Annotated in this window: 16 protein-coding genes; 3 read left to right on the top strand and 13 right to left on the bottom strand. The window is 69.7% G+C overall.

The window, feature by feature from the left end; genetic code table 11:
• Position 1: 1 nt before the first annotated feature.
• The 7 genes from JOF29_RS09380 to ald all read right to left on the bottom strand — a co-directional run bounded on the left by JOF29_RS09380 (position 2) and on the right by ald (position 7,003).
• Entirely contained in the window at positions 2 to 736 is a 735-nt protein-coding gene (locus JOF29_RS09380) for a pseudouridine synthase (RefSeq protein WP_209693813.1), read from the bottom strand.
• Complete coding sequence (gene scpB, locus JOF29_RS09375; protein ID WP_307863232.1) at positions 726 to 2,105, bottom strand: SMC-Scp complex subunit ScpB; 1,380 nt, start codon at positions 2,103 to 2,105, stop codon at positions 726 to 728. Before scpB ends, JOF29_RS09380 begins: the two co-directional genes overlap by 11 nt.
• A gap of 224 nt (positions 2,106 to 2,329) precedes the next feature.
• Complete coding sequence (locus JOF29_RS09370; protein WP_307863231.1) at positions 2,330 to 3,307, bottom strand: segregation and condensation protein A; 978 nt, start codon at positions 3,305 to 3,307, stop codon at positions 2,330 to 2,332.
• A gap of 2 nt (positions 3,308 to 3,309) precedes the next feature.
• Positions 3,310 to 3,672 (bottom strand): hypothetical protein, encoded by a 363-nt coding sequence (locus JOF29_RS09365; protein ID WP_209693811.1) that lies wholly within the window; start codon positions 3,670 to 3,672, stop codon positions 3,310 to 3,312.
• On the bottom strand, positions 3,657 to 4,568 hold the full coding sequence (locus JOF29_RS09360) for a ParA family protein (RefSeq protein ID WP_209696053.1): 912 nt from the start codon (positions 4,566 to 4,568) through the stop codon (positions 3,657 to 3,659). Before JOF29_RS09360 ends, JOF29_RS09365 begins: the two co-directional genes overlap by 16 nt.
• Positions 4,569 to 4,943: 375 nt before the next feature.
• Positions 4,944 to 5,891, bottom strand: coding sequence for a site-specific tyrosine recombinase XerD (gene xerD / locus JOF29_RS09355; RefSeq protein ID WP_209696052.1), 948 nt, complete (start codon positions 5,889 to 5,891; stop codon positions 4,944 to 4,946).
• Positions 5,888 to 7,003 carry an alanine dehydrogenase gene (ald, locus tag JOF29_RS09350; protein WP_209693810.1) on the bottom strand — a complete coding sequence of 372 codons (1,116 nt, stop codon included), beginning with the start codon at positions 7,001 to 7,003 and terminating at the stop codon, positions 5,888 to 5,890. Before ald ends, xerD begins: the two co-directional genes overlap by 4 nt.
• A 231-nt stretch (positions 7,004 to 7,234) precedes the next feature.
• Between ald and JOF29_RS09345 the strand changes: the two genes are divergently transcribed.
• Entirely contained in the window at positions 7,235 to 8,062 is an 828-nt protein-coding gene (locus tag JOF29_RS09345; RefSeq protein WP_245358298.1) for an LLM class F420-dependent oxidoreductase, read from the top strand.
• Between the two features lie 80 nt (positions 8,063 to 8,142).
• The gene (locus tag JOF29_RS09340; RefSeq protein WP_209693808.1) at positions 8,143 to 8,841 is read left to right on the top strand and encodes a DUF4386 family protein; all 699 of its coding nucleotides are present in this window, start codon (positions 8,143 to 8,145) and stop codon (positions 8,839 to 8,841) included.
• Here the strand turns inward: JOF29_RS09340 and JOF29_RS09335 are convergent, their stop codons facing one another.
• Positions 8,842 to 10,803 carry a DUF8189 domain-containing protein gene (locus JOF29_RS09335; RefSeq protein ID WP_209693807.1) on the bottom strand — a complete coding sequence of 654 codons (1,962 nt, stop codon included), beginning with the start codon at positions 10,801 to 10,803 and terminating at the stop codon, positions 8,842 to 8,844.
• A gap of 116 nt (positions 10,804 to 10,919) precedes the next feature.
• On the opposite strand from JOF29_RS09335, the gene JOF29_RS09330 reads away from it, so the two are divergent.
• The gene (locus JOF29_RS09330; protein WP_209693806.1) at positions 10,920 to 11,504 is read left to right on the top strand and encodes an HIT family protein; all 585 of its coding nucleotides are present in this window, start codon (positions 10,920 to 10,922) and stop codon (positions 11,502 to 11,504) included.
• A gap of 87 nt (positions 11,505 to 11,591) precedes the next feature.
• On the opposite strand, the gene JOF29_RS09325 is transcribed toward JOF29_RS09330, so the two are convergent.
• The 5 genes from JOF29_RS09325 to JOF29_RS09305 are packed head-to-tail and all read right to left on the bottom strand — an operon-like array spanning position 11,592 to position 17,381.
• Positions 11,592 to 12,242 carry an NUDIX domain-containing protein gene (locus tag JOF29_RS09325; protein WP_209696051.1) on the bottom strand — a complete coding sequence of 217 codons (651 nt, stop codon included), beginning with the start codon at positions 12,240 to 12,242 and terminating at the stop codon, positions 11,592 to 11,594.
• Positions 12,242 to 13,972: a CTP synthase gene (pyrG, locus tag JOF29_RS09320; RefSeq protein WP_209693805.1), complete on the bottom strand. Its 1,731-nt coding sequence runs from the start codon at positions 13,970 to 13,972 to the stop codon at positions 12,242 to 12,244. The genes JOF29_RS09325 and pyrG overlap by 1 nt, the downstream gene beginning before the upstream one ends.
• 21 nt (positions 13,973 to 13,993) lie before the next feature.
• Positions 13,994 to 15,019, bottom strand: a complete 1,026-nt coding sequence (locus tag JOF29_RS09315; protein ID WP_209693804.1) for a glycosyltransferase family 4 protein — start codon at positions 15,017 to 15,019, stop codon at positions 13,994 to 13,996.
• Positions 15,016 to 16,593 (bottom strand): murein biosynthesis integral membrane protein MurJ, encoded by a 1,578-nt coding sequence (murJ, locus tag JOF29_RS09310; protein ID WP_307863230.1) that lies wholly within the window; start codon positions 16,591 to 16,593, stop codon positions 15,016 to 15,018. Before murJ ends, JOF29_RS09315 begins: the two co-directional genes overlap by 4 nt.
• Entirely contained in the window at positions 16,572 to 17,381 is an 810-nt protein-coding gene (locus JOF29_RS09305; RefSeq protein WP_209693803.1) for a hypothetical protein, read from the bottom strand. The genes murJ and JOF29_RS09305 overlap by 22 nt, the downstream gene beginning before the upstream one ends.

Below are 17,381 nucleotides of genomic sequence, written 5' to 3'. Positions count from 1 at the left end.
GCTACAGGTCGACGAGGTCGAGGAGCTGGCCGAGCTCCTTGTGGTCGAGTTCGCGGAGCTCGCCGGTGTGCAGGTTGCCGCGGCGGACCGGGCCGATCGCGGTCCGGGTCAGCCGCTTCACCGGGTGCCCGACCGCGTCGAACATCCGCCGGACGATCCGGTTCCGGCCCTCGTGCAGGCTCATCTCGACCAGCGTGCGGCCCGGGACGTTGGACACGATCTTCACGGTATCGGCGCGGGCCGGGCCGTCCTCGAGGACCACGCCGTCCAGAAGTCTGCGCAGTACCGCCGGCTTGAGGTTGCCGTCGACCTCGGCGACGTACGTCTTGGAGACCTCGTACGACGGGTGCGCGAGGCGGTGCGCGAACTCACCGTGGTTGGTGAGCAGCAGCAGTCCCTCGGTGTCGGTGTCGAGCCGGCCGATGTGGAACAGCCGCTCCGGCCGGTCCTGCACGAAGTCGGTGATACACGGCCGCCCCTGCGGGTCGGACATCGTGGTGACGACCCCGCGGGGCTTGTTCAGCACCAGGTAGACGTTCGCACTGACCGGCGGAATCCGCGCCCCGTCCACCCGGATCACCGCGGTCTCCGGATCCACCCGCACCCCGAACTCGGTCACCACCCGCCCGTCGACCTCGACCCGCCCCTCCTCGATCATCAACTCCGCACTCCGCCGCGAAGCCACCCCCGCCCGAGCCAAAACCTTCTGCAACCGAACCCCGACCTCATCCCCCATACCGCACCCCATCCCCCACAACCCCACTCACGGCGCCGCCCTCAGCACGACCTGCCCCGTCGCCGTCACCCACAGCACGCCCCGCCACATCAACGCCCTCACCCACCACGTCAGCGCCTCCTCCCAAACCATGCTCCGCCCCGTCAGCGTCGTCCCTCACCACGTGCCCCACCCCGTCAGCGTCGTCCCCCACCACACGCTCCACCACGTCAGCGTCGTCCCCCACCTCGCGCTTCGCGTCGTCGGCGTCGTCCCGGACGACGTGCTCGGCCGCATCCGCGCCGGGCGCATCGTCCGCCTCATCCACAGCTCCGTCGTCGCCCAGCAGGCCACCCACGGTCCCGCCGCCGGGCGCACCACCAGCAACCGCCGAGTCCGACGTACCGAGCTCAAGCTCCACGTCTTCCCCAGCCACAGCGTGACCCGAGGTATCCGCGCCGGACCCGTCGCCCGCGTCATCCACGGATGCGTCGGCGGCATGCGCACCACGTACGGCGTCACCGTCGGACGCAGCACCATCGCCGGCGATCGCGGGCTCCGGCGTACCGAACTCCAGCTCGTCATCAACCGCAGCTCGACCCGCCAGACCCACGCCGGGCTCGCGGGCTGCTGGGTCGGTGGAGATGCTGTCGTCCTCGGTTTCTGCGCCGGACGTCGTCCCGGTCAGCTGCGCCTGATCGGTGGCTGCCTCGTCCGCGGCGGCTGCCGCGCCGGCCGCCTCCGTGGGATCTGCGGGTGGGAGGGTTTGGGCGGCGAGTTCTTCCTCGATGTCGTCCATCTCGGGGAGGTACGGCGCCAGCTCGGGGAGGTCGTCCAGCGACTGCATGCCCATGCGTTCCAGGAAGTACGTCGTGGTGCGGTACAGCGTCGCCTGGGACTCCGTGTCCGCGCCCGCCTCCTCCACCAGACCGCGGGCGACGAGCGTACGCATCACGCCGTCGACGTTCACCCCGCGGATCGCGGAGACCCGCGCTCGGCTGACCGGCTGCTTGTACGCGACCACAGCCAGCGTTTCCAGCGCCGCTTGGGTGATCCGCGACTGCTGGCCGTCGAGGACGAAGCGTTCGACGTACTGCGCGGCGTCCGGGCGGGTGTAGAACCGCCACCCGCCGCCGATCTCCCGCAGGTCGAACCCGCGCCCCTGCTCGGTGTACTCCGCTGCCAGCCCCTCCAGCGCCGCAGCAATGTCCCCCGGAGTCCGCCCCACCGCCCGCGCCAACGTCAGCACCGGCAGCGGCTCGTCCGTGACCATCAAAATAGCCTCGATCGCCCGCCGCATCGTGGCGTCGTCAACAACAACCTCATCCCCCACCACCAACGCCATCTGCCCCGCCCCCGCGGGCGCCGCCTCCGCGGGCTCAACCTCCACCGGTTGGGGAGGATTGTTTGCCGAATCGGGAGCAAAATCCTCCCCAACCCGAGCCGACTCCGCAGAGGCCGACTCCGCAGAGGCCGACTCCGCAGAGGCCGACTCCGCAGAGGCCGACGCAGCGGGCGCGTCCTTGGCGGAGGCGTCCTGCGCGGGGGGTACCTCGGCGGGGGTGTCCCGTGGGGGCGTGTCCTCGGACGACTCGGTGGTGTTGGTGTGGTCGGTCACTGGTTTGCCGTCTCGTCGGGTGCTGGGGCCGGGTCGGCGGCCGGGTCGATGTCGGATTCGTCGGTGGCGCTCGGCCCGGGCTCGAGGAAGGCGGTGTCCTCGGTGACTACGGGAGCTTCGCCGGTTTCGTCGTCCGGTTGGTGTTCCTCGTCGAACTCGTCGCTGACGTCGATCTCGCCCTCGTCGGTGCCTGTCCACCGGATCGTCAGCTCACCCAACGGTGTCACCTGGTCGAACGACACCGCCGCCTCACGGAACAGCTCCAGCAACGCCAGGAACCGGCATACCGTCGTCACCGTGTCCGGCGAATCCGCCACCAGCGAGCGGAACGTCGCGCTCCGCTGCCGCCGCAGCCGGTTCACGATCACGATCGCTTGCTCCCGCACCGTGACAGCCGGCGCGTGCAGGTGCGCCAGCGAGACCCCGGGCGGTACGTCGTCCTTCGGCGCCAGCGCCCGCGCGGCCAGCGCGGCCAGTCCGGCGGGATCGATCCCGAGCAGTACCTCGGGCAGCAGCTCCGCGAACCGCGGCTCCACCCCTACGGCCCGCGGGAACCGCCGCGCCTCCAGCGCCATCCGCTCCTGCATCAGCGCCGCGATCTGCTTGAACGCCCGGTACTGCAGCAGCCGCGCGAACAGCAGGTCCCGCGCCTCCAGCAGCGCCAGGTCCTCGTCGTCCTCGACCTCGCCCTTGGGCAGCAGCCGGGCCGCCTTCAGGTCGAGCAGCGTCGCCGCGATCAGCAGGAACTCCGACGTCTGGTCGAGGTCCCACTCGGACCCCAGCGCCTTGATGTGCGCGATGAAGTCGTCCGTGATCACCGACAGCGCGATCTCGGTGATGTCCAGCTTGTGTTTCGAGATCAGCTGCAGCAGCAGGTCGAACGGTCCTTCGAAGTTCACCAGGTGAACGCTGAACCCCTTGCCCTCGGCAACAGCGCCCTCGGGTACGAGGTCCGGCGGGTCCGTGGCGGACACGGTCACTCCGAGGCCTTCAACCGCCGTACCAGCACCGAGTCCGGCCCGTGGTCGACGAAGTCGGCGAGCAGGACGTCGATCGCCTCCCGGACGATCCGGCCCCGGTCGGCGGTCAGGCCGTGCTCCGCGCGCAGCGCGAGTCTGGTCTTCTCCAAACCGATCAGCTCTTCTTCGGTCACGTACACGGTGATCTTCGTGTCGTGCCGAATTCGACCACTTGACTTACGTTCGTCGACGACGGCCGTACGGGACCGGACGGTGGTCGCCGGTCCGTCAGTGGTGGTGCGCTTCTCGGGTTGGGTCTGCTTCGGTGCCGCACCCCCGAAGAGTTCACTGGCACCTGGCAGGCTCACCCGGCGGGACAACGCGCCAGCACCTCCTTGGCGAGATCGCGGTACTGCGATGCCGCGTTCGATGACGGGGCGTACGTCGTGATCGGCTCGCCGACGACCGTGGTCTCGGGGAACTTGACGGTACGCCGGATGACTGTGTGGAAGACGCGTTCGTCGAAGGCCTGGACCACCCGGTCGAGGACCTCCCGGGCGTGCGTCGTACGCCCGTCGAACATGGTGCCGAGGATCCCGACGATCTCGAGCTTCGGGTTCAGCCGGTCCTGCACCTTGGCGATCGTGTCGGTCAGCATGGCCAGCCCGCGGAGCGCGAAGAACTCGCACTCCAGCGGTACGACGATGCCGTTCGACGCGGTCAGCGCGTTCACCGTGAGCAGGCCCAGGGACGGCGCGCAGTCGATCAGGATCACGTCGTACAGCGGGATGATCGGGTCCAGGACGCGCTGCAGCGTGTACTCGCGGGCGACTTCCTGGACCAGCTGCACCTCGGCCGCGGACAGGTCGATGTTGGCCGGCAGCAGGTCGAGGTTCTCCACCCGGGTCGGCCGGATCACCTCGTCCGGAGTGATGTCGCGCTGCATCAGCAGGTTGTAGACCGACAGCTCGAGGTCGTGCGGCTGGACGCCGAGACCGATCGAGGCGGATCCCTGCGGGTCGAAGTCGATCAGCAAGACCTTGCGACCGGTCTCGGCGATCGCCGCGCCGAGGTTGATCGTGGTGGTGGTCTTGCCGACCCCGCCCTTCTGGTTGCACATCGCGATCACCTGAGCCGGGCCGGTCTTGGTCGGCGGCTGCGGCTCCGGCAGATCCGGCAGCGGCCTGCCGGTCGGCCCGATCTTGTGACGCGGGCCGTTCGGGTCGTTCACGGGCGCAAGGTCCTCCGCGGTGAGCTTGGCCGTCGGCTTCGGCATCTCCGCATAGTTGTCGGGCAGGGCTCGCGCCGGCACGGGGGCCGGACGGGGCGGGGTGCTGTGCTGTGGTTCGTGCTGGGGGTTCAGCGGCGTGCTGATCTGCTGGGCCGGCTCCGCGGCGGGAAAGTGGCCCATCACGTGTTCGGTGCCCGGGAATGTCGACTCGTTCATGACTCGTCAAACCTTTCAACCGATACGGGCGATCCCAGCGACTGTAAGCGTGCATTCAAGCACTCTCAACCAGCCACTCCGCACCGGGGTGGGGCTGTTTGTCGACAAAGCTCCGAACGTGGCCCGTCACCCTCCCCGAGTGACCAACCGTCACGAGATGATCGCACACCGTTTCTAAGTCGCCGATACCGGGGTCCGGCAGCCCTACGACGACGAGAGGGCCCGTGGGTGCGACGTCGCGTAGACCTCGCGCAGCTTGTCGACGGTGACCAGCGTGTAGACCTGGGTCGTTGTCACCGACGCATGGCCCAGTAGCTCCTGGACTACGCGTACGTCGGCGCCGCCGTCCAACAGGTGTGTCGCGTAGGAGTGGCGGAGCGTGTGCGGCGAGATTTCCTTGGAGATGCCAGCACGTTGCGTGGCGCGACGCAGGACCGTCCAGGCGCTCTGCCGGGACAAGCGGCCGCCGCGGGCGTTCAAGAAGAGCGCCGGGGTGCCGCGGCCGCGGGCCACCAGGTCAGGGCGGCCACGGACCAGGTACGCCGACAGGGCGTCACGGGCGTAGGTACCGACAGGTACTACCCGCTCTTTGCCGCCCTTGCCGCGCAGCAGGACCCCACCGGCGTCCAGGTCGATGTCGTCGACGTCCAGCCCGACCGCCTCCGAGATACGGGCGCCTGTGCCGTACAGGAACTCCAGCAACGCCGCGTCGCGAGTAGCCAGAACAGCCGGCTCGGCCTCGGCGCCCGCAGCCGCTGTGAGGATCCGGGTGACCTCGTCGACAGACAGCGCCTTGGGCAGCCGTTGCGGTGGCACAGGGGGCTTCACGGCCGCGGCAGGGTCCACTGCGGTCAGCCCCTCGCGTACGCAGAACTTGTGGAACCCACGGACCGCCACAACGGTCCGTCCGGCGCTGGACGCGGTCAGCGGCGGGTGGTCCGCGTCGCCCTCCCGCAGCCGCATCAGGAAGTCGCCGACCACGGCCTCCGTGATCCTGCCGAGGTCGTCGATGCCGATGGCGGCCAGGTAGCCGCCGTACCGGCGCAGGTCGCGCCGGTACGACGCCAGAGTGTTGGCGGCCAGGCCGCGTTCCACCGTCAGGTGGTCCAGGTATGCGCCAACTGCTCGGGTGATGCCCGTTGAGCTACTCAGACCAGCACCTCGTCGAGCTTGAGCTGGGACAGGTCGTGGGCCTCCGCGACCGGTCCGTAGGTCACGTGACCGTCGAACGTGTTCAGCCCGAGCGCCAGGCTGTGGTCCTGCTTCAGGGCCTCGCGCCAGCCGAGGTTCGCCAGGTCGATCGCGTACGGCAGGGTCACGTTGGTGAGCGCGTACGTCGACGTGTTCGGCACCGCACCGGGCATGTTCGCGACGCAGTAGAACAGCGAGTTGTGGACCTTGTACACAGGGTCGGCGTGCGTGGTCGGCCGCGAGTCCTCGAAGCAGCCGCCCTGGTCGATCGCGATGTCGACCAGCACGCTGCCCGGCTTCATCCGGCTGACCAGGTCGTTGGTGACCAGCTTCGGCGCCTTCGCCCCGACCACCAGCACCGCGCCGATGACCAGATCGGCCTCCAGCACGGCCTTCTCGATCTCGTAGGCGTTCGACGCGATCGTCAGCAGGTGGCCCTGGTAGATCTGGTCGGCCTGCCGCAGCCGGGCGATGTTCCGGTCGAACAGCTGCACCTGCGCCTGCATACCGAGCGCGATCGCGGCCGCGTTCATCCCGGAGACACCGGCACCGAGGATCACCACACGGGCCGGGTGCACGCCGGACACGCCGCCGAGCAGCACGCCACGGCCGCCGCCCTGCGCCATCAGGTGGTACGCGCCGGACTGCGGAGCCAACCGGCCGGCGACCTCGCTCATCGGCGCCAGCAGCGGCAGGGTGCCGTCCGGCAGCTGCACGGTCTCGTAGGCGATACCGGTGATGCCGGACGTGAGCAGTGCATCGGTGGTGTCCTGGCTGGCGGCGAGGTGCAGGTAGGTGAACAGCACCTGGTCCTTGCGCATCCGGTGGTACTCCGCCGCCACTGGCTCCTTCACCTTGAGCACCAGCTCCGCGTCCGCCCATACGTCGTCCGCTTCCGCCACGATCCGCGCCCCGGCGGCGACGAACTCGGCGTCCGGGATCAGCGAACCGTTGCCTGCCCCCTGCTCGATCAGAACCTGGTGCCCGCTGCGCACGAACTCGTGCACTCCGGACGGGGTGATCGCCACCCGGTACTCGTGGTTCTTGACTTCCTTGGGAACTCCGACCTTCACAGCTCGCCCTTCTTTCCCGTCCAGGTGTGCGGCCCACATCGTTGTGTCCGCGGCCCGGCGGTTGAGGGGACGCTGCCAGGTCGAAGCCGAGTGTATGCCCGCGAGGTTCATACCACTCGACCGGATGGTCTGATCGTACTGCGGCTGACGCGGCAACCATCATTGACGGCTATTCGTAGTGGTCAGGGATGCTGTGGGAAGGACGCTCGACGAGAGGAGCACGCAGTGGCGATGGAACTGGGACGCTACGGGATCTGGCACGCGGGGCAGCACTACGGCCCGGAGCTCGCGGCCGGACTCGAGCGCGCCGGGTACGGCACGCTCTGGCTGGGCGGTTCGCCGGAGGCCGGCCTGCGCGACGCCGAGGTGTTGCTGGCCGCAACGTCTTCGGTTGCCGTCGGCACCAGCATCGTCAACATCTGGAAGTCGCCCGCGGCCGAGGTCGCGGCGTCGTACCACCGGCTCGAGGACGAGCACCCCGGACGGTTCCTGCTCGGCGTCGGGATCGGGCACCGGGAGGCCACCGGCGAGTACCGGTCGCCGTACCAGACGATCGTCGGGTACCTCGACGCGCTCGACGACGAGAAGGTCCCGGCGGACCGGCGGGCGCTGGCGGCGCTCGGGCCGAAGGTGCTGCAGCTGTCCGGGGCGCGGACGGCCGGCGCCCTCCCCTACCTGACCACGCCCGAGCACACCCGCGAGGCCCGCCGGATCCTCGGCGGCGGCGGGGTGCTGCTCGCGCCGGGGCAGGCGATCGTGCTGGAGACCGACCCGGAGATCGCGCGAGCGACCGCGCGCGACCGGCTGGCGCCGTACCTGCAGCTCAGCAACTACCTGTCGAACTGGAAACGGCTCGGGTTCTCCGACGACGACTTCGCGGACGGCGGCAGCGACACGCTCGTCGACGCGATGGTGCTGCACGGCTCCGCGGTCGAGGTGGCGGCCGGTCTGAAGGCGCATCTGGACGCCGGCGCGGACCACGTCGCGATCCAGCTGCTGGGCCACGAGGGCATCGATCTGCTGCCCGGCTACGAGGCGCTGGCAACTGTCCTTCGGTAGGGCTTGATTCCGGCCTGAAACGGGGGAACATCGGCAGTAGGTGCATCACATCGGTGTGATGCATGTTGGAGGTGTTCCCCATGACTGAGCGACACGAGTTGCGATGGGGCGGTTTCGCCGGACTGGCTTTCGTCGTCCTGGCGATGCTGGGCAGGTTCCTGCCCGGTAACCCCCCGACGGTCGGTGATTCGGGCAGCACGATCTCGAGCTGGGTGACCGACCACCGGACCACGATCCTGTTCAGCTCGCTGTTGTGGGCGGCCGCCGCCGGGTTGGTGATCTGGTTCGCGGTCGCGTTCGCCGAGGCGATGCGGGAGCGGGCCGAGCGCAGCGACGTCCACCTGGCGCTGATGGCAGGATCCGTGCTGGTCGGCGGCGCGATCTTCGTGAACGCCGGGATGCAGGCCGCGGTCGCGTCCGGTATCAGCGGGCGGGACGCGGCGATCACGTTGTCGATGTTCGAGCTCGGCGCGCTCACCACGACGCTGATCGGCTTCGCCGCGGCGCTCCCGCTGGCCGCGGCCGGGATCGGCGTACTGCGGACACACCTGATGCCGGACTGGCTCGGCTACCTCGGGCTGCTGGCCGCCGCGGTCTCCTTCCTCGGCGCGTTCGGCGTCTTCGCGACCAGCGGTGCGTTCGTGGCCGGTGGCTGGTTGATGAGCACGATTCCGCTGCTGCTGTCCGCGATCTGGGTGCTCGCCGCGAGCGGCTACATGGTCCGCGAACACCTCCCGGAGCTCACCACCGGCGGAGAGACCGCCGTACCGCAGATGTAGCTAGGAGGGGTGTCCGGTAGGTAGCGGAAGGATGGGGGCTCCTGGCAACGTCTGCCAGGGTCCCCAGCCGCCGCTGGGAGCTACCTGGACACGTTCGCGCAGTACGCCGTCCGGTGACGCGGCGAACACGTGCTGACGGCCGCTCGGGTCCACGATCACCGTAGGGCTGGCTGCGACCGGCTGTGTGTCGAAGACCTCGCTGTTGCTCCACGTGCCGCTGGTCGGTGTCGTCTGCCAGCGGTGAGTGATCTGTGCGCGACCAGGCGGGATGCAGAACATCTCCAGTCGCCCGTCCGCGTTGACCGCAGTACGTGCGGCAGCGTCGGCCCACGAGTCCGCCTGCTGCCAGCCGGCCCAGCCACCGCTCGGTGCGGCCTGGACTCTCCGGTGTACGCCGGTACCCACCGGGGCGAGCGCGAACACGTTGAGCAGCCCACGGCCGTCCCGGTTGACCGTACTGAGCGCAGCAGCAGGCCCGCCGAAGGACGTGTCCCAGGAGCTCCAGTCACCGTTCGGTGCGTTCTGCCAGCGGTGGGCGACGTACGCACCGCCGGGGCCTAGCGCGAAGACCTCCATGCGGCCGTCGGCGTTCACACCCACGACAGGTGGTGCTCCGGCCGCACCACCGAAGCTCTCCCAGTCGCTCCAGGTCGAAGAGCCGCCCCCGTTCTGCCAGCGGTGCGTGATGTACGCCCCTGCCGGGCCGAGGGCGAACACCTCGAGGCGGCCGTCAGCGTTGCGTGACACGGCCGGTGCGGCACCAGCAGCACCGCCGAACACCTCCCAGCCTCCCCAGGTCGCGTCGGCTCGCTGGACGCGGTGGATGAGGCCCTGGTCCTTGGCAACCGTGAAGAGCTCCAGCCGGCCGTCCGTGTTGCGGCCGACGGTCGGGACAGTCGTGACCTCGTCGCTGAACAGCTCCCAGTCCCCCGGCAGCACCCTTCGTACGATCCGGTGGTTGTTGTCCAGGGCAAACAGTTCGATGGCGCCCTGCGGGTTCAGGCCGGCGGCCGGGTTGTCCGGGCTGTGCCACACCGGCGGCGTACTGCGCCATTGCAGGTCGGCCAGGTAGATGCCGCGCTGGAACGAGCCTGCCGCGGTCACGTGGTCGCCCACGACCTCAAGGGCATGCGCGGGCACGTGGCCGGCGTAGTCGGACAGCTGGAAGTTGAACGGGTCGGTACTGCGGAAGACGTCCGTACCGACGTACCCGAAGCGCGGGCCGATGAACAGGTAGTAGGTGCCGTCGCGCACGACCACGACCGGCGACTCGGTGACCGATGCGTTCGAGTCGGTACTCGGGTCGGTGAACACAGTCCGTGCGGCGCTCCAGTGGATCAGGTCGGTGCTGGTGCGGGCCGCGACGATGTGGTTCGACTGCCAGTCCTTGAGCTCGCAGTAGTACATGACCCACTGGTTGCCGATGCGGGTGACGTACGGGTCCCGCGCGACCAGACCGCGGAACACCGGGCCTTGCGGGATCCGGGTCCAGGTGAACAGGTCAGTGGAGGTCGCCAGGTTGATCGCGCAGCCGTTACCGCCGGCGGCGTAGTACATGTAGTACGTGCCGCCGCTTTCGATCACGTGCGGCGCCCAGAGGTGTACTTCGCCGTAGTAGTTCGGGTCGACGGTCAGTACGTGCGGCTGTGTCGTCCACGGCCCGTCCAGCGCCGGGGCGGTCGCGTGCGCGAAGTGGATCTCCTTCGCACCGTCCGGGAAGCCGCCGGGCGGAGCGGAGTCGCCGATGATCCCGTACAGGTGCCAGGTCCCGTCAGGTCCCTGGATCACGCAGTGGTCGTTCAGGTACTCGTACGGCGGCCCGTCCGGCGTCGGGTCGTACACGTGCCGCAACGGCCCCGCCCCCACCCAGGCCAACGCCGCGGCCTCCGCCGGCAGCCCGACCAGTCCGGTGGCCGCCAGCCCCAGTCCACCCAGCACCACGGTCCGCCGCCTCAGCTCCATCAGCCACCTCACGGAAATCGATTCCCCGCAGCGTGACCGCTCACCCGTCACCCCGTCAACCACTGAAACGACAACCGAAACTTCTCCGCACGGCGACTCTCCGGCAGAGTGCGGGCATGACTTCCGACTACCACCGCCGGCTCCCGTACGGTGAGCGCAGGTCCGCCGAGCCACTCGTCGGCCACCCGTTCTTCCCGTTCGAGGGCGACGTCCAGGTGGTGCCGCTCGACGAGCCGGTCCTGCCGGAGCCGACCCGCGGTGGCGAGGGCGGCGAGGATTGCTGGTCGTGCTCGGAGCCGGACAAGGACGCGATCTGGCGCGACGCGCAATGGAAACTGAAGGCCCGCAAGCCAAGCGGCCTACCGTTCGTCGCAACGCTCGAGCCGCGCGACCACTACCGGCTGGACAACCTGCCGCCGGAGCTCACCGCCACCCTCGGCCCCACGATCCAGCGGGTCGCGAAGGCGATCCAGGACCTGGACCCGGTCGCCCGCACGCACTTCAACCGCTGGGGCGACGGCAGCGAACACTTCCACCTGTGGTTCCTCGCCCGGCCGCTCGGCATGATGCAGCTCCGCGGCGCGATGATCGCGATCTGGGACGACCTGCTCCCCGCGATCCCCGCCGAGGAGTTCACCGCGAACGCCCGCCGGGTCGCCGCCGCCCTCGCGGAGCACGGCGGCGAGGCGCTCGCCGGTTGATCCGGGGAGGATCTTAAGGCGACCGGTGGGGTAGGTAATCGTCACGGAACGGTGGTTTTGTTCCCCGCCGAGGCTTCGATCGCGTGGCTAGCGGTCCTTCGCCGGCCACGGGGAGTCGGCTGGGCGGAGGGTTTCGAAGCCCGGGCCGTTGAGGGCGGTCCAGGTGGCCAGGGCGCCCATGATCAGGATGGGGTTTTGGAGTTGGCCTGCCAGGACTGCGCCGACTACGTCGATCAGCGGGGCCCAGACGGTTTCCATGTCGGCTTCTTCGGCTTCGCGTTCGAACGTCTCGTCGGCAGGTGAGAGGTCGCGGGCCAGGAAGATGCGGACGGCCTCGTTCGTCAGGCCGGGTGAGGTGAACGCGTCTACAAGGACGCGCCAGTCGGCAGCCTTGGTCGCGGTTTCCTCCCACAGTTCGCGTTCGGCGCCCAGGCGGTACTGCTCACCCTGTACGTCGAGCAGCCCGGCGGGCGCCTCCAGCAGCTTGTGGCCGACCGGGTGCCGGTACTGGCGGACCAGGAGCATCCGGTTGTTCTCGTCGAGCGCCACCACGCCGACGGCTCCGGGATGTACGACGACATCCCGGACGAACGACGTACCGCCCGGAGGCTCGATGGTGTCCCGGCGTACCGAGATCACCCGGCCGGTCTGGTGCACCACCTCGGAGGCGGAGACCGGCCAGTGCTCCGGCCGGTCGGCGAGGCCCGCGCCGAACCGGAGCTCGGGGTAGTCCTTCATCACGCCTTGACCGTCTCGGCCTTGTCAGCAGGCTTGGCGGCCTTCTTCGCGGCGGCCGGCTTGGGGTCCTCCACCGGGAGCCGGGACTCGCGCTGCCGGTCGAGTGCGGCCGCGACCAGGCCGGAGAACAACGGGTGCGGCTTGGTCGGCCGCGACCGCAGCTCCGGGTGCGCCTGGGTGGCCACGAAGTACGGGTGGACGGCCCTTTCCAGCTCGATGAACTCGACCAGCTCGTGGTCCGGCGACAGCCCGCTGAACACCAGGCCGGCGGCCTCCAGCTTGTCCCGGTACGCGTTGTTCACCTCGTACCGGTGCCGGTGCCGTTCCTGGATCGACGGAGCGCCGTACACCTCGCGGACGATCGAGCCCTCGGCCAGGTTCGCCGGGTACAGACCGAGCCGCATGGTGCCGCCCAGGTCGCCGGCGCCGTCGACGATGTGCTTCTGCTCCTCCATGGTCGCGATCACCGGCTGCTCGGCGTCCGGGTCGAACTCGCTGGAGTTCGCCTGGTCGAGCCCGGCCAGGTCGCGGGCCACCTCGATCACCATGCACTGCAGGCCGAGGCAGAGCCCGAGGATCGGCACGCCCTGCTCGCGGGCGTACCGGATCGCGCCGATCTTGCCCTCGATGCCGCGCACCCCGAAGCCGCCTGGGACGCAGATCGCGTCCGCGTCCCCGAGCAGCCGGGCCGCGGCCTCCGGGGTGGCGCACTCGTCGGAGGCGATCCAGCGCAGGTTCACCCGGGCGTCGTTGTGGAACCCGCCCGCGCGCAGCGCCTCGGCGACCGACAGGTACGCGTCCGGCAGGTCGATGTACTTACCGACCAGCGCGACCGTGACCTCGTCCTTCGGGTGGTGCACGACCCGGAGCAGCTCGTCCCAGCGGGTCCAGTCGACGTCCCGGAACGGCAGGTTCAGCCGGCGGACGACGTACGCGTCCAGGCCCTCGGCGTGCACCACCTTCGGGATGTCGTAGATCGACGGCGCGTCGACGGCGGCCACCACGGCCTCGACGTCGACATCGCACATCAGCGAGATCTTGCGCTTCACGTTGTCCGGGATCGGCCGGTCCGCCCGGCAGACGATCGCGTCCGGCTGGATACCGATCGAGCGCAGCGCGGCGACCGAGTGCTGGGTCGGCTTGGTCTTCAGCTCGCCGCTCGGCGCCATGTACGGCACCAGCGAGATGTGCAGGAAGAACACGTTGTCGCGGCCGACGTCGTGCCGGACCTGCCGGGCCGCCTCGAGGAACGGCAGCGACTCGATGTCGCCGACCGTACCGCCGATCTCGTGCAGTACGACGTCCACGTCCGGGCCGGCCATCGCCAGCATCCGTTCCTTGATCTCGTTGGTGATGTGCGGGATGACCTGCACGGTGTCGCCGAGGTACTCGCCGCGGCGCTCCTTGGCGATCACGCTCGAGTACACCTGGCCGGTGGTCACGTTCGCGACCTGGGAGAGGTCCCGGTCCAGGAAGCGCTCGTAGTGGCCGATGTCCAGGTCGGTCTCGGCGCCGTCGTTGGTGACGAACACCTCGCCGTGCTGGAACGGGTTCATCGTGCCGGGATCCACGTTCAGATACGGATCCAGCTTCTGCATCGTGACGCGGATGCCCCGAGCCGTCAGCAGACTGCCGAGGCTGGACGCTGTCAGTCCCTTACCGAGACTGGATGCCACGCCACCGGTGACGAATACGTGCTTGGTCTGCTGGGAAGTCGAAGCCCTGTCCACGGGTCTCCAGCCTACCTCGTGTCAAGCACCGGTCGCGACGAGACCCGCGTAGATGTCGATGAGATTCTTTGCCACGGCGTCCTCGTCCATCCATCTGGCGGCCAGTTCCCGGCCTCGTGTCCGCATAGCGTTCGCCGTCTCGGGCTCCGCCAGGACCGCCCGTACGCCGTCGGCCAGACCGTCCGCATCGCCGGGAAACGCCAGTACTGCGCTGTCGCCGACCAGTTCGGGTACGCCGCCGACCGCGGTCGCGACCACCGGTACGCCGACCTGCATCGCCTCCTGGAGGACCAGCGCGCGGGCCTCCCAGTGCGACGTGAGCAGAAACACGTCCGCGGCACCCAGAAGGTCCGCGACGTCGTTGCGGTGCCCGAGCAGCCGCACGGGCAGGTGCTCCGCGTCGATCCGCGCCTGCAGGTTGTCCCGCAACGGCCCGTCACCGACGACTACGAACACTGCGTCCGGGGTGGACTCGTGCACGCGTGAAGCTACGGACAGGAGCGTCGGGTAGTCCTTCTGCGGCGCCAGCCGGCCCACCGTGAGCACGACGGGCTGGTCGCGGAGGCCCAGCTCACGACGGACCGCTGCACGCGACATACGGACCGTGGGCATCGCAGGAGCCGCTACAGGTGCCAGCTGGGCGTTGCGGGCGCCAAGGCTCTTGGCCAGCTCCACGAGGTCGCTGGAGGCGCCTAGCGTCAGGTCGGCGCCGCGGGCAACCAGCCGCTGCCCCATGCGCATCACCAGCCCCCGTGGCCCCGCAGCGATCACCGCGTTGTGCCAGGTGACGACCAGTGGGCGCAGCCGAGACCTGTCCCGCAGCGCAGCCATACCGGCGCGGTACCCGTGCGCGTGGATGACATCACAGCCGCGCAGCCCGACAGCCTGGGTCACGACGGTTGCGGGAGCGAAGTCGAAGTGCTCAGCGGTGCCAGGCGGGGCGCACACCACCACCTCGTGCCCGGCACTGACGAACCGCGGCACCAGCGAGGCAACGTGCTGCCCGATCCCGCCGCGCGACTCCGCGAGCAGCAGCCCGATCCTCATGCTTTCTCCCGTCGTACGAGTGCGCGAGCATCCGCGCGATCCAATGCAAGCACGACAAGGGCGTACACGACGACAACGGCGAGCCCGGACAGGAGCGCGAACAGGACCGCCTTGCCCACTCCACCGTGTCCTGCGGGCAGGGCGACCACCCACCCGGCAGCACCCGCCAGTACAGCGCCTGCGAGGCCTGTGAGGTACGCACGTGGTACTCCGGCCAGCACACCAGGCCCTGCCTCACGACGCAGTACCAGCAGCAGGACGAACGCTCCGACGACCATACCGATCGACATGGCGGCTGCCAGCGCCGGTACTGCGTCCCAGTGGGCTGTGAGCACCACACCGGCTACCGCTACGAGCACCCAGGCGCCTGAGGTCACAACAGCGACCTCACGCCCCGAGTGCCGCGCGTAGAGCACACGGCCGAGGTGCATGAGTACGGCGAACCCGATGGCGGCAGGGGCGAACGCGAGCAGGCCGTTGGCCAAGGAGGCCGCCTGACCCGCCTGCACCGCGCCGTCGTTGTACGCGAAGATGCGGGCGACCGGTACCGCCGTACCGATCAGCAGGGCCGCACCCGCGCCACCCGCCAGCATCACGGCCCGCGTAGACATGGCGGCGTACCGGTCGAACCCCTCCCCTGCCTCGAACGCTGCTGCCAGGCGGGGAAAGACGGCGGTGGTGATCGGCACGGCCAGGACGGCGTACGGCAGGAGGTAGATCGCGTTCGCCCACGTGTAGACGGCGATGCTGCCCGCTACCCCGCGGTGGTTGGCCAGGTACGTCGTGACGACGAACGTGAGCTGCTGCGCGATCAGTACGGCGATTCCGGCGAGCGCGAGCCGCCGCAGTACCGGACCGACGCCAGGATCGAGCCTGAGCGTCGGCTTGATCGGCAGGCGCAGTACGAGCATCGGGACGAGGACAGTGAGTGCAAGAGCGAGCACACCGGCCGTAGTGCCCCAGGCGAGTACGTCGTTGGCGCCCTGCGAGGCGTGGTCCGCGTCCGGAGCGGCGGCCGCGAAGACGAAGTACGTCCCGACCACGACCAGGCTGGAGATCAGCGGGGCCAGGGCGCCGGCCGCGAAACGCTTGTGGGACTGGAGAACGGCGGTCGCGACCACCGCGACGGCGTACCCGAAGATCTGCGGCACGAAGATCGCCAGCATCCGGGTCGCAGTCGCCGTCGTGCTGCCGCAGGCTGCACCCGGGTCGAGCATCGCGTCGGTGTACCGCCCGGCGAGCAGCCAGGCCAGTACGGCGACCGGCGTCAGCAGCACGAACGACCAGGACAACAACGCCCCGATGATCCGGCCCTGCGCGGCCCTGTCGTCCCGTGCGACCGGACCGGCCAGCACCGGGATGACCGCCCCGGCCAACGCCCCACCGGCAACCACCTCGAACAGGATGTTGGGCAGCTGGTTGGCCGTCGTGTACGCCTCCGCCAGGCATCCCGCACCAACTGTCTTCGAAAACACCAGCCACCGGCCGAAGCCGACAACCCGCGCCAGAACGGTGACCGCCGCGACGATCAGCGCGGCGCGGGCGACCCGACTCACCTGGGTCGTCGGCCCCACTGGTCGATCTTGTCGAGGGCAGGGGTGTCGGCGATCACCTTGGTGAAGCTGACCTTCTCGCTGGCCAGGTTGAGGCCGACGACCAGCGCCAGCGCGAGCGCCTTCAGCGGGCGCGGCAGGGATGTGGCGAGCGCCGTACCGGTGATCGCGCCGAGGCCGTTCGCGCCGCAGTCGCCGAGCATGGCGCGTTCGCCGAGGTCGGCCGGGGCGGAGGCGGCGGCCGCACCGACGACCGCACCGGCCGGGCCGTTCACGACCGCGAGCGGTGCGTTCAGCGCGGTCACGGCCTTCAGCGCGCGGCCCGGACGGAGGTCGAGCAGGTTGGTGAGGTTCGCCGTACCGGCGATCAGGGCGCCGTCGGCAACGACCCCGGCGAGGGCTTTCACACCGCGGGACTTCCGCGGCAGCAGCGCGGCGGCGGCGATACCGGCCGCGCCGACGCCGAGGATCTTCACCGCACCGCTGGTCACCTCACCGCGCTTCAACGCGCTCAGATGACCGCGGAAACCCTTGGCCTGCGTGGTCCCGCGCAGATCGTCGTACGCACCGACCGCGCCCGACACCGCACCCGCGACCACCGCGGCCGCCTTGACCTTGTTGCTGCCACGGGAGGCGAGCACACCGGCCAGGGCGCCGAGCACCGCGCCCGGACCCTCGAGCAGCGTCACCGTCTCACCGCGGTGGTTCGTCCGCTCGAAGGGCTCCCGGTTCTCCTTCGGCAGCTTCTCCGCCGCGCGTTCGAGCCCGGAAGTAGCGGCCGCCGCGACGGCAGCGCTCAGAAGTCCCAC

The organism is Kribbella aluminosa, assembly GCF_017876295.1.
Classification (GTDB): domain Bacteria; phylum Actinomycetota; class Actinomycetes; order Propionibacteriales; family Kribbellaceae; genus Kribbella; species Kribbella aluminosa.
The sequence above is the reverse complement of the archived record's forward strand: the minus strand, read 5'-3'. Positions and strand labels throughout refer to the sequence as shown.

What these genes read in the sequence shown, in the direction of transcription:
- JOF29_RS09380 (WP_209693813.1), bottom strand. Translation starts at nt 736, where the DNA reads ATGGGGGATGAGGTCGGGGTTCGGTTGCAGAAGGTTTTGGCTCGGGCG.
- JOF29_RS09360 (WP_209696053.1), bottom strand. Translation starts at nt 4,568, where the DNA reads ATGCCGAAGCCGACGGCCAAGCTCACCGCGGAGGACCTTGCGCCCGTG.
- JOF29_RS09345 (WP_245358298.1), top strand. Translation starts at nt 7,235, where the DNA reads ATGGAACTGGGACGCTACGGGATCTGGCACGCGGGGCAGCACTACGGC.
- JOF29_RS09340 (WP_209693808.1), top strand. Translation starts at nt 8,143, where the DNA reads ATGACTGAGCGACACGAGTTGCGATGGGGCGGTTTCGCCGGACTGGCT.
- JOF29_RS09335 (WP_209693807.1), bottom strand. Translation starts at nt 10,803, where the DNA reads ATGGAGCTGAGGCGGCGGACCGTGGTGCTGGGTGGACTGGGGCTGGCG.
- JOF29_RS09330 (WP_209693806.1), top strand. Translation starts at nt 10,920, where the DNA reads ATGACTTCCGACTACCACCGCCGGCTCCCGTACGGTGAGCGCAGGTCC.
- JOF29_RS09325 (WP_209696051.1), bottom strand. Translation starts at nt 12,242, where the DNA reads ATGAAGGACTACCCCGAGCTCCGGTTCGGCGCGGGCCTCGCCGACCGG.
- JOF29_RS09315 (WP_209693804.1), bottom strand. Translation starts at nt 15,019, where the DNA reads ATGAGGATCGGGCTGCTGCTCGCGGAGTCGCGCGGCGGGATCGGGCAG.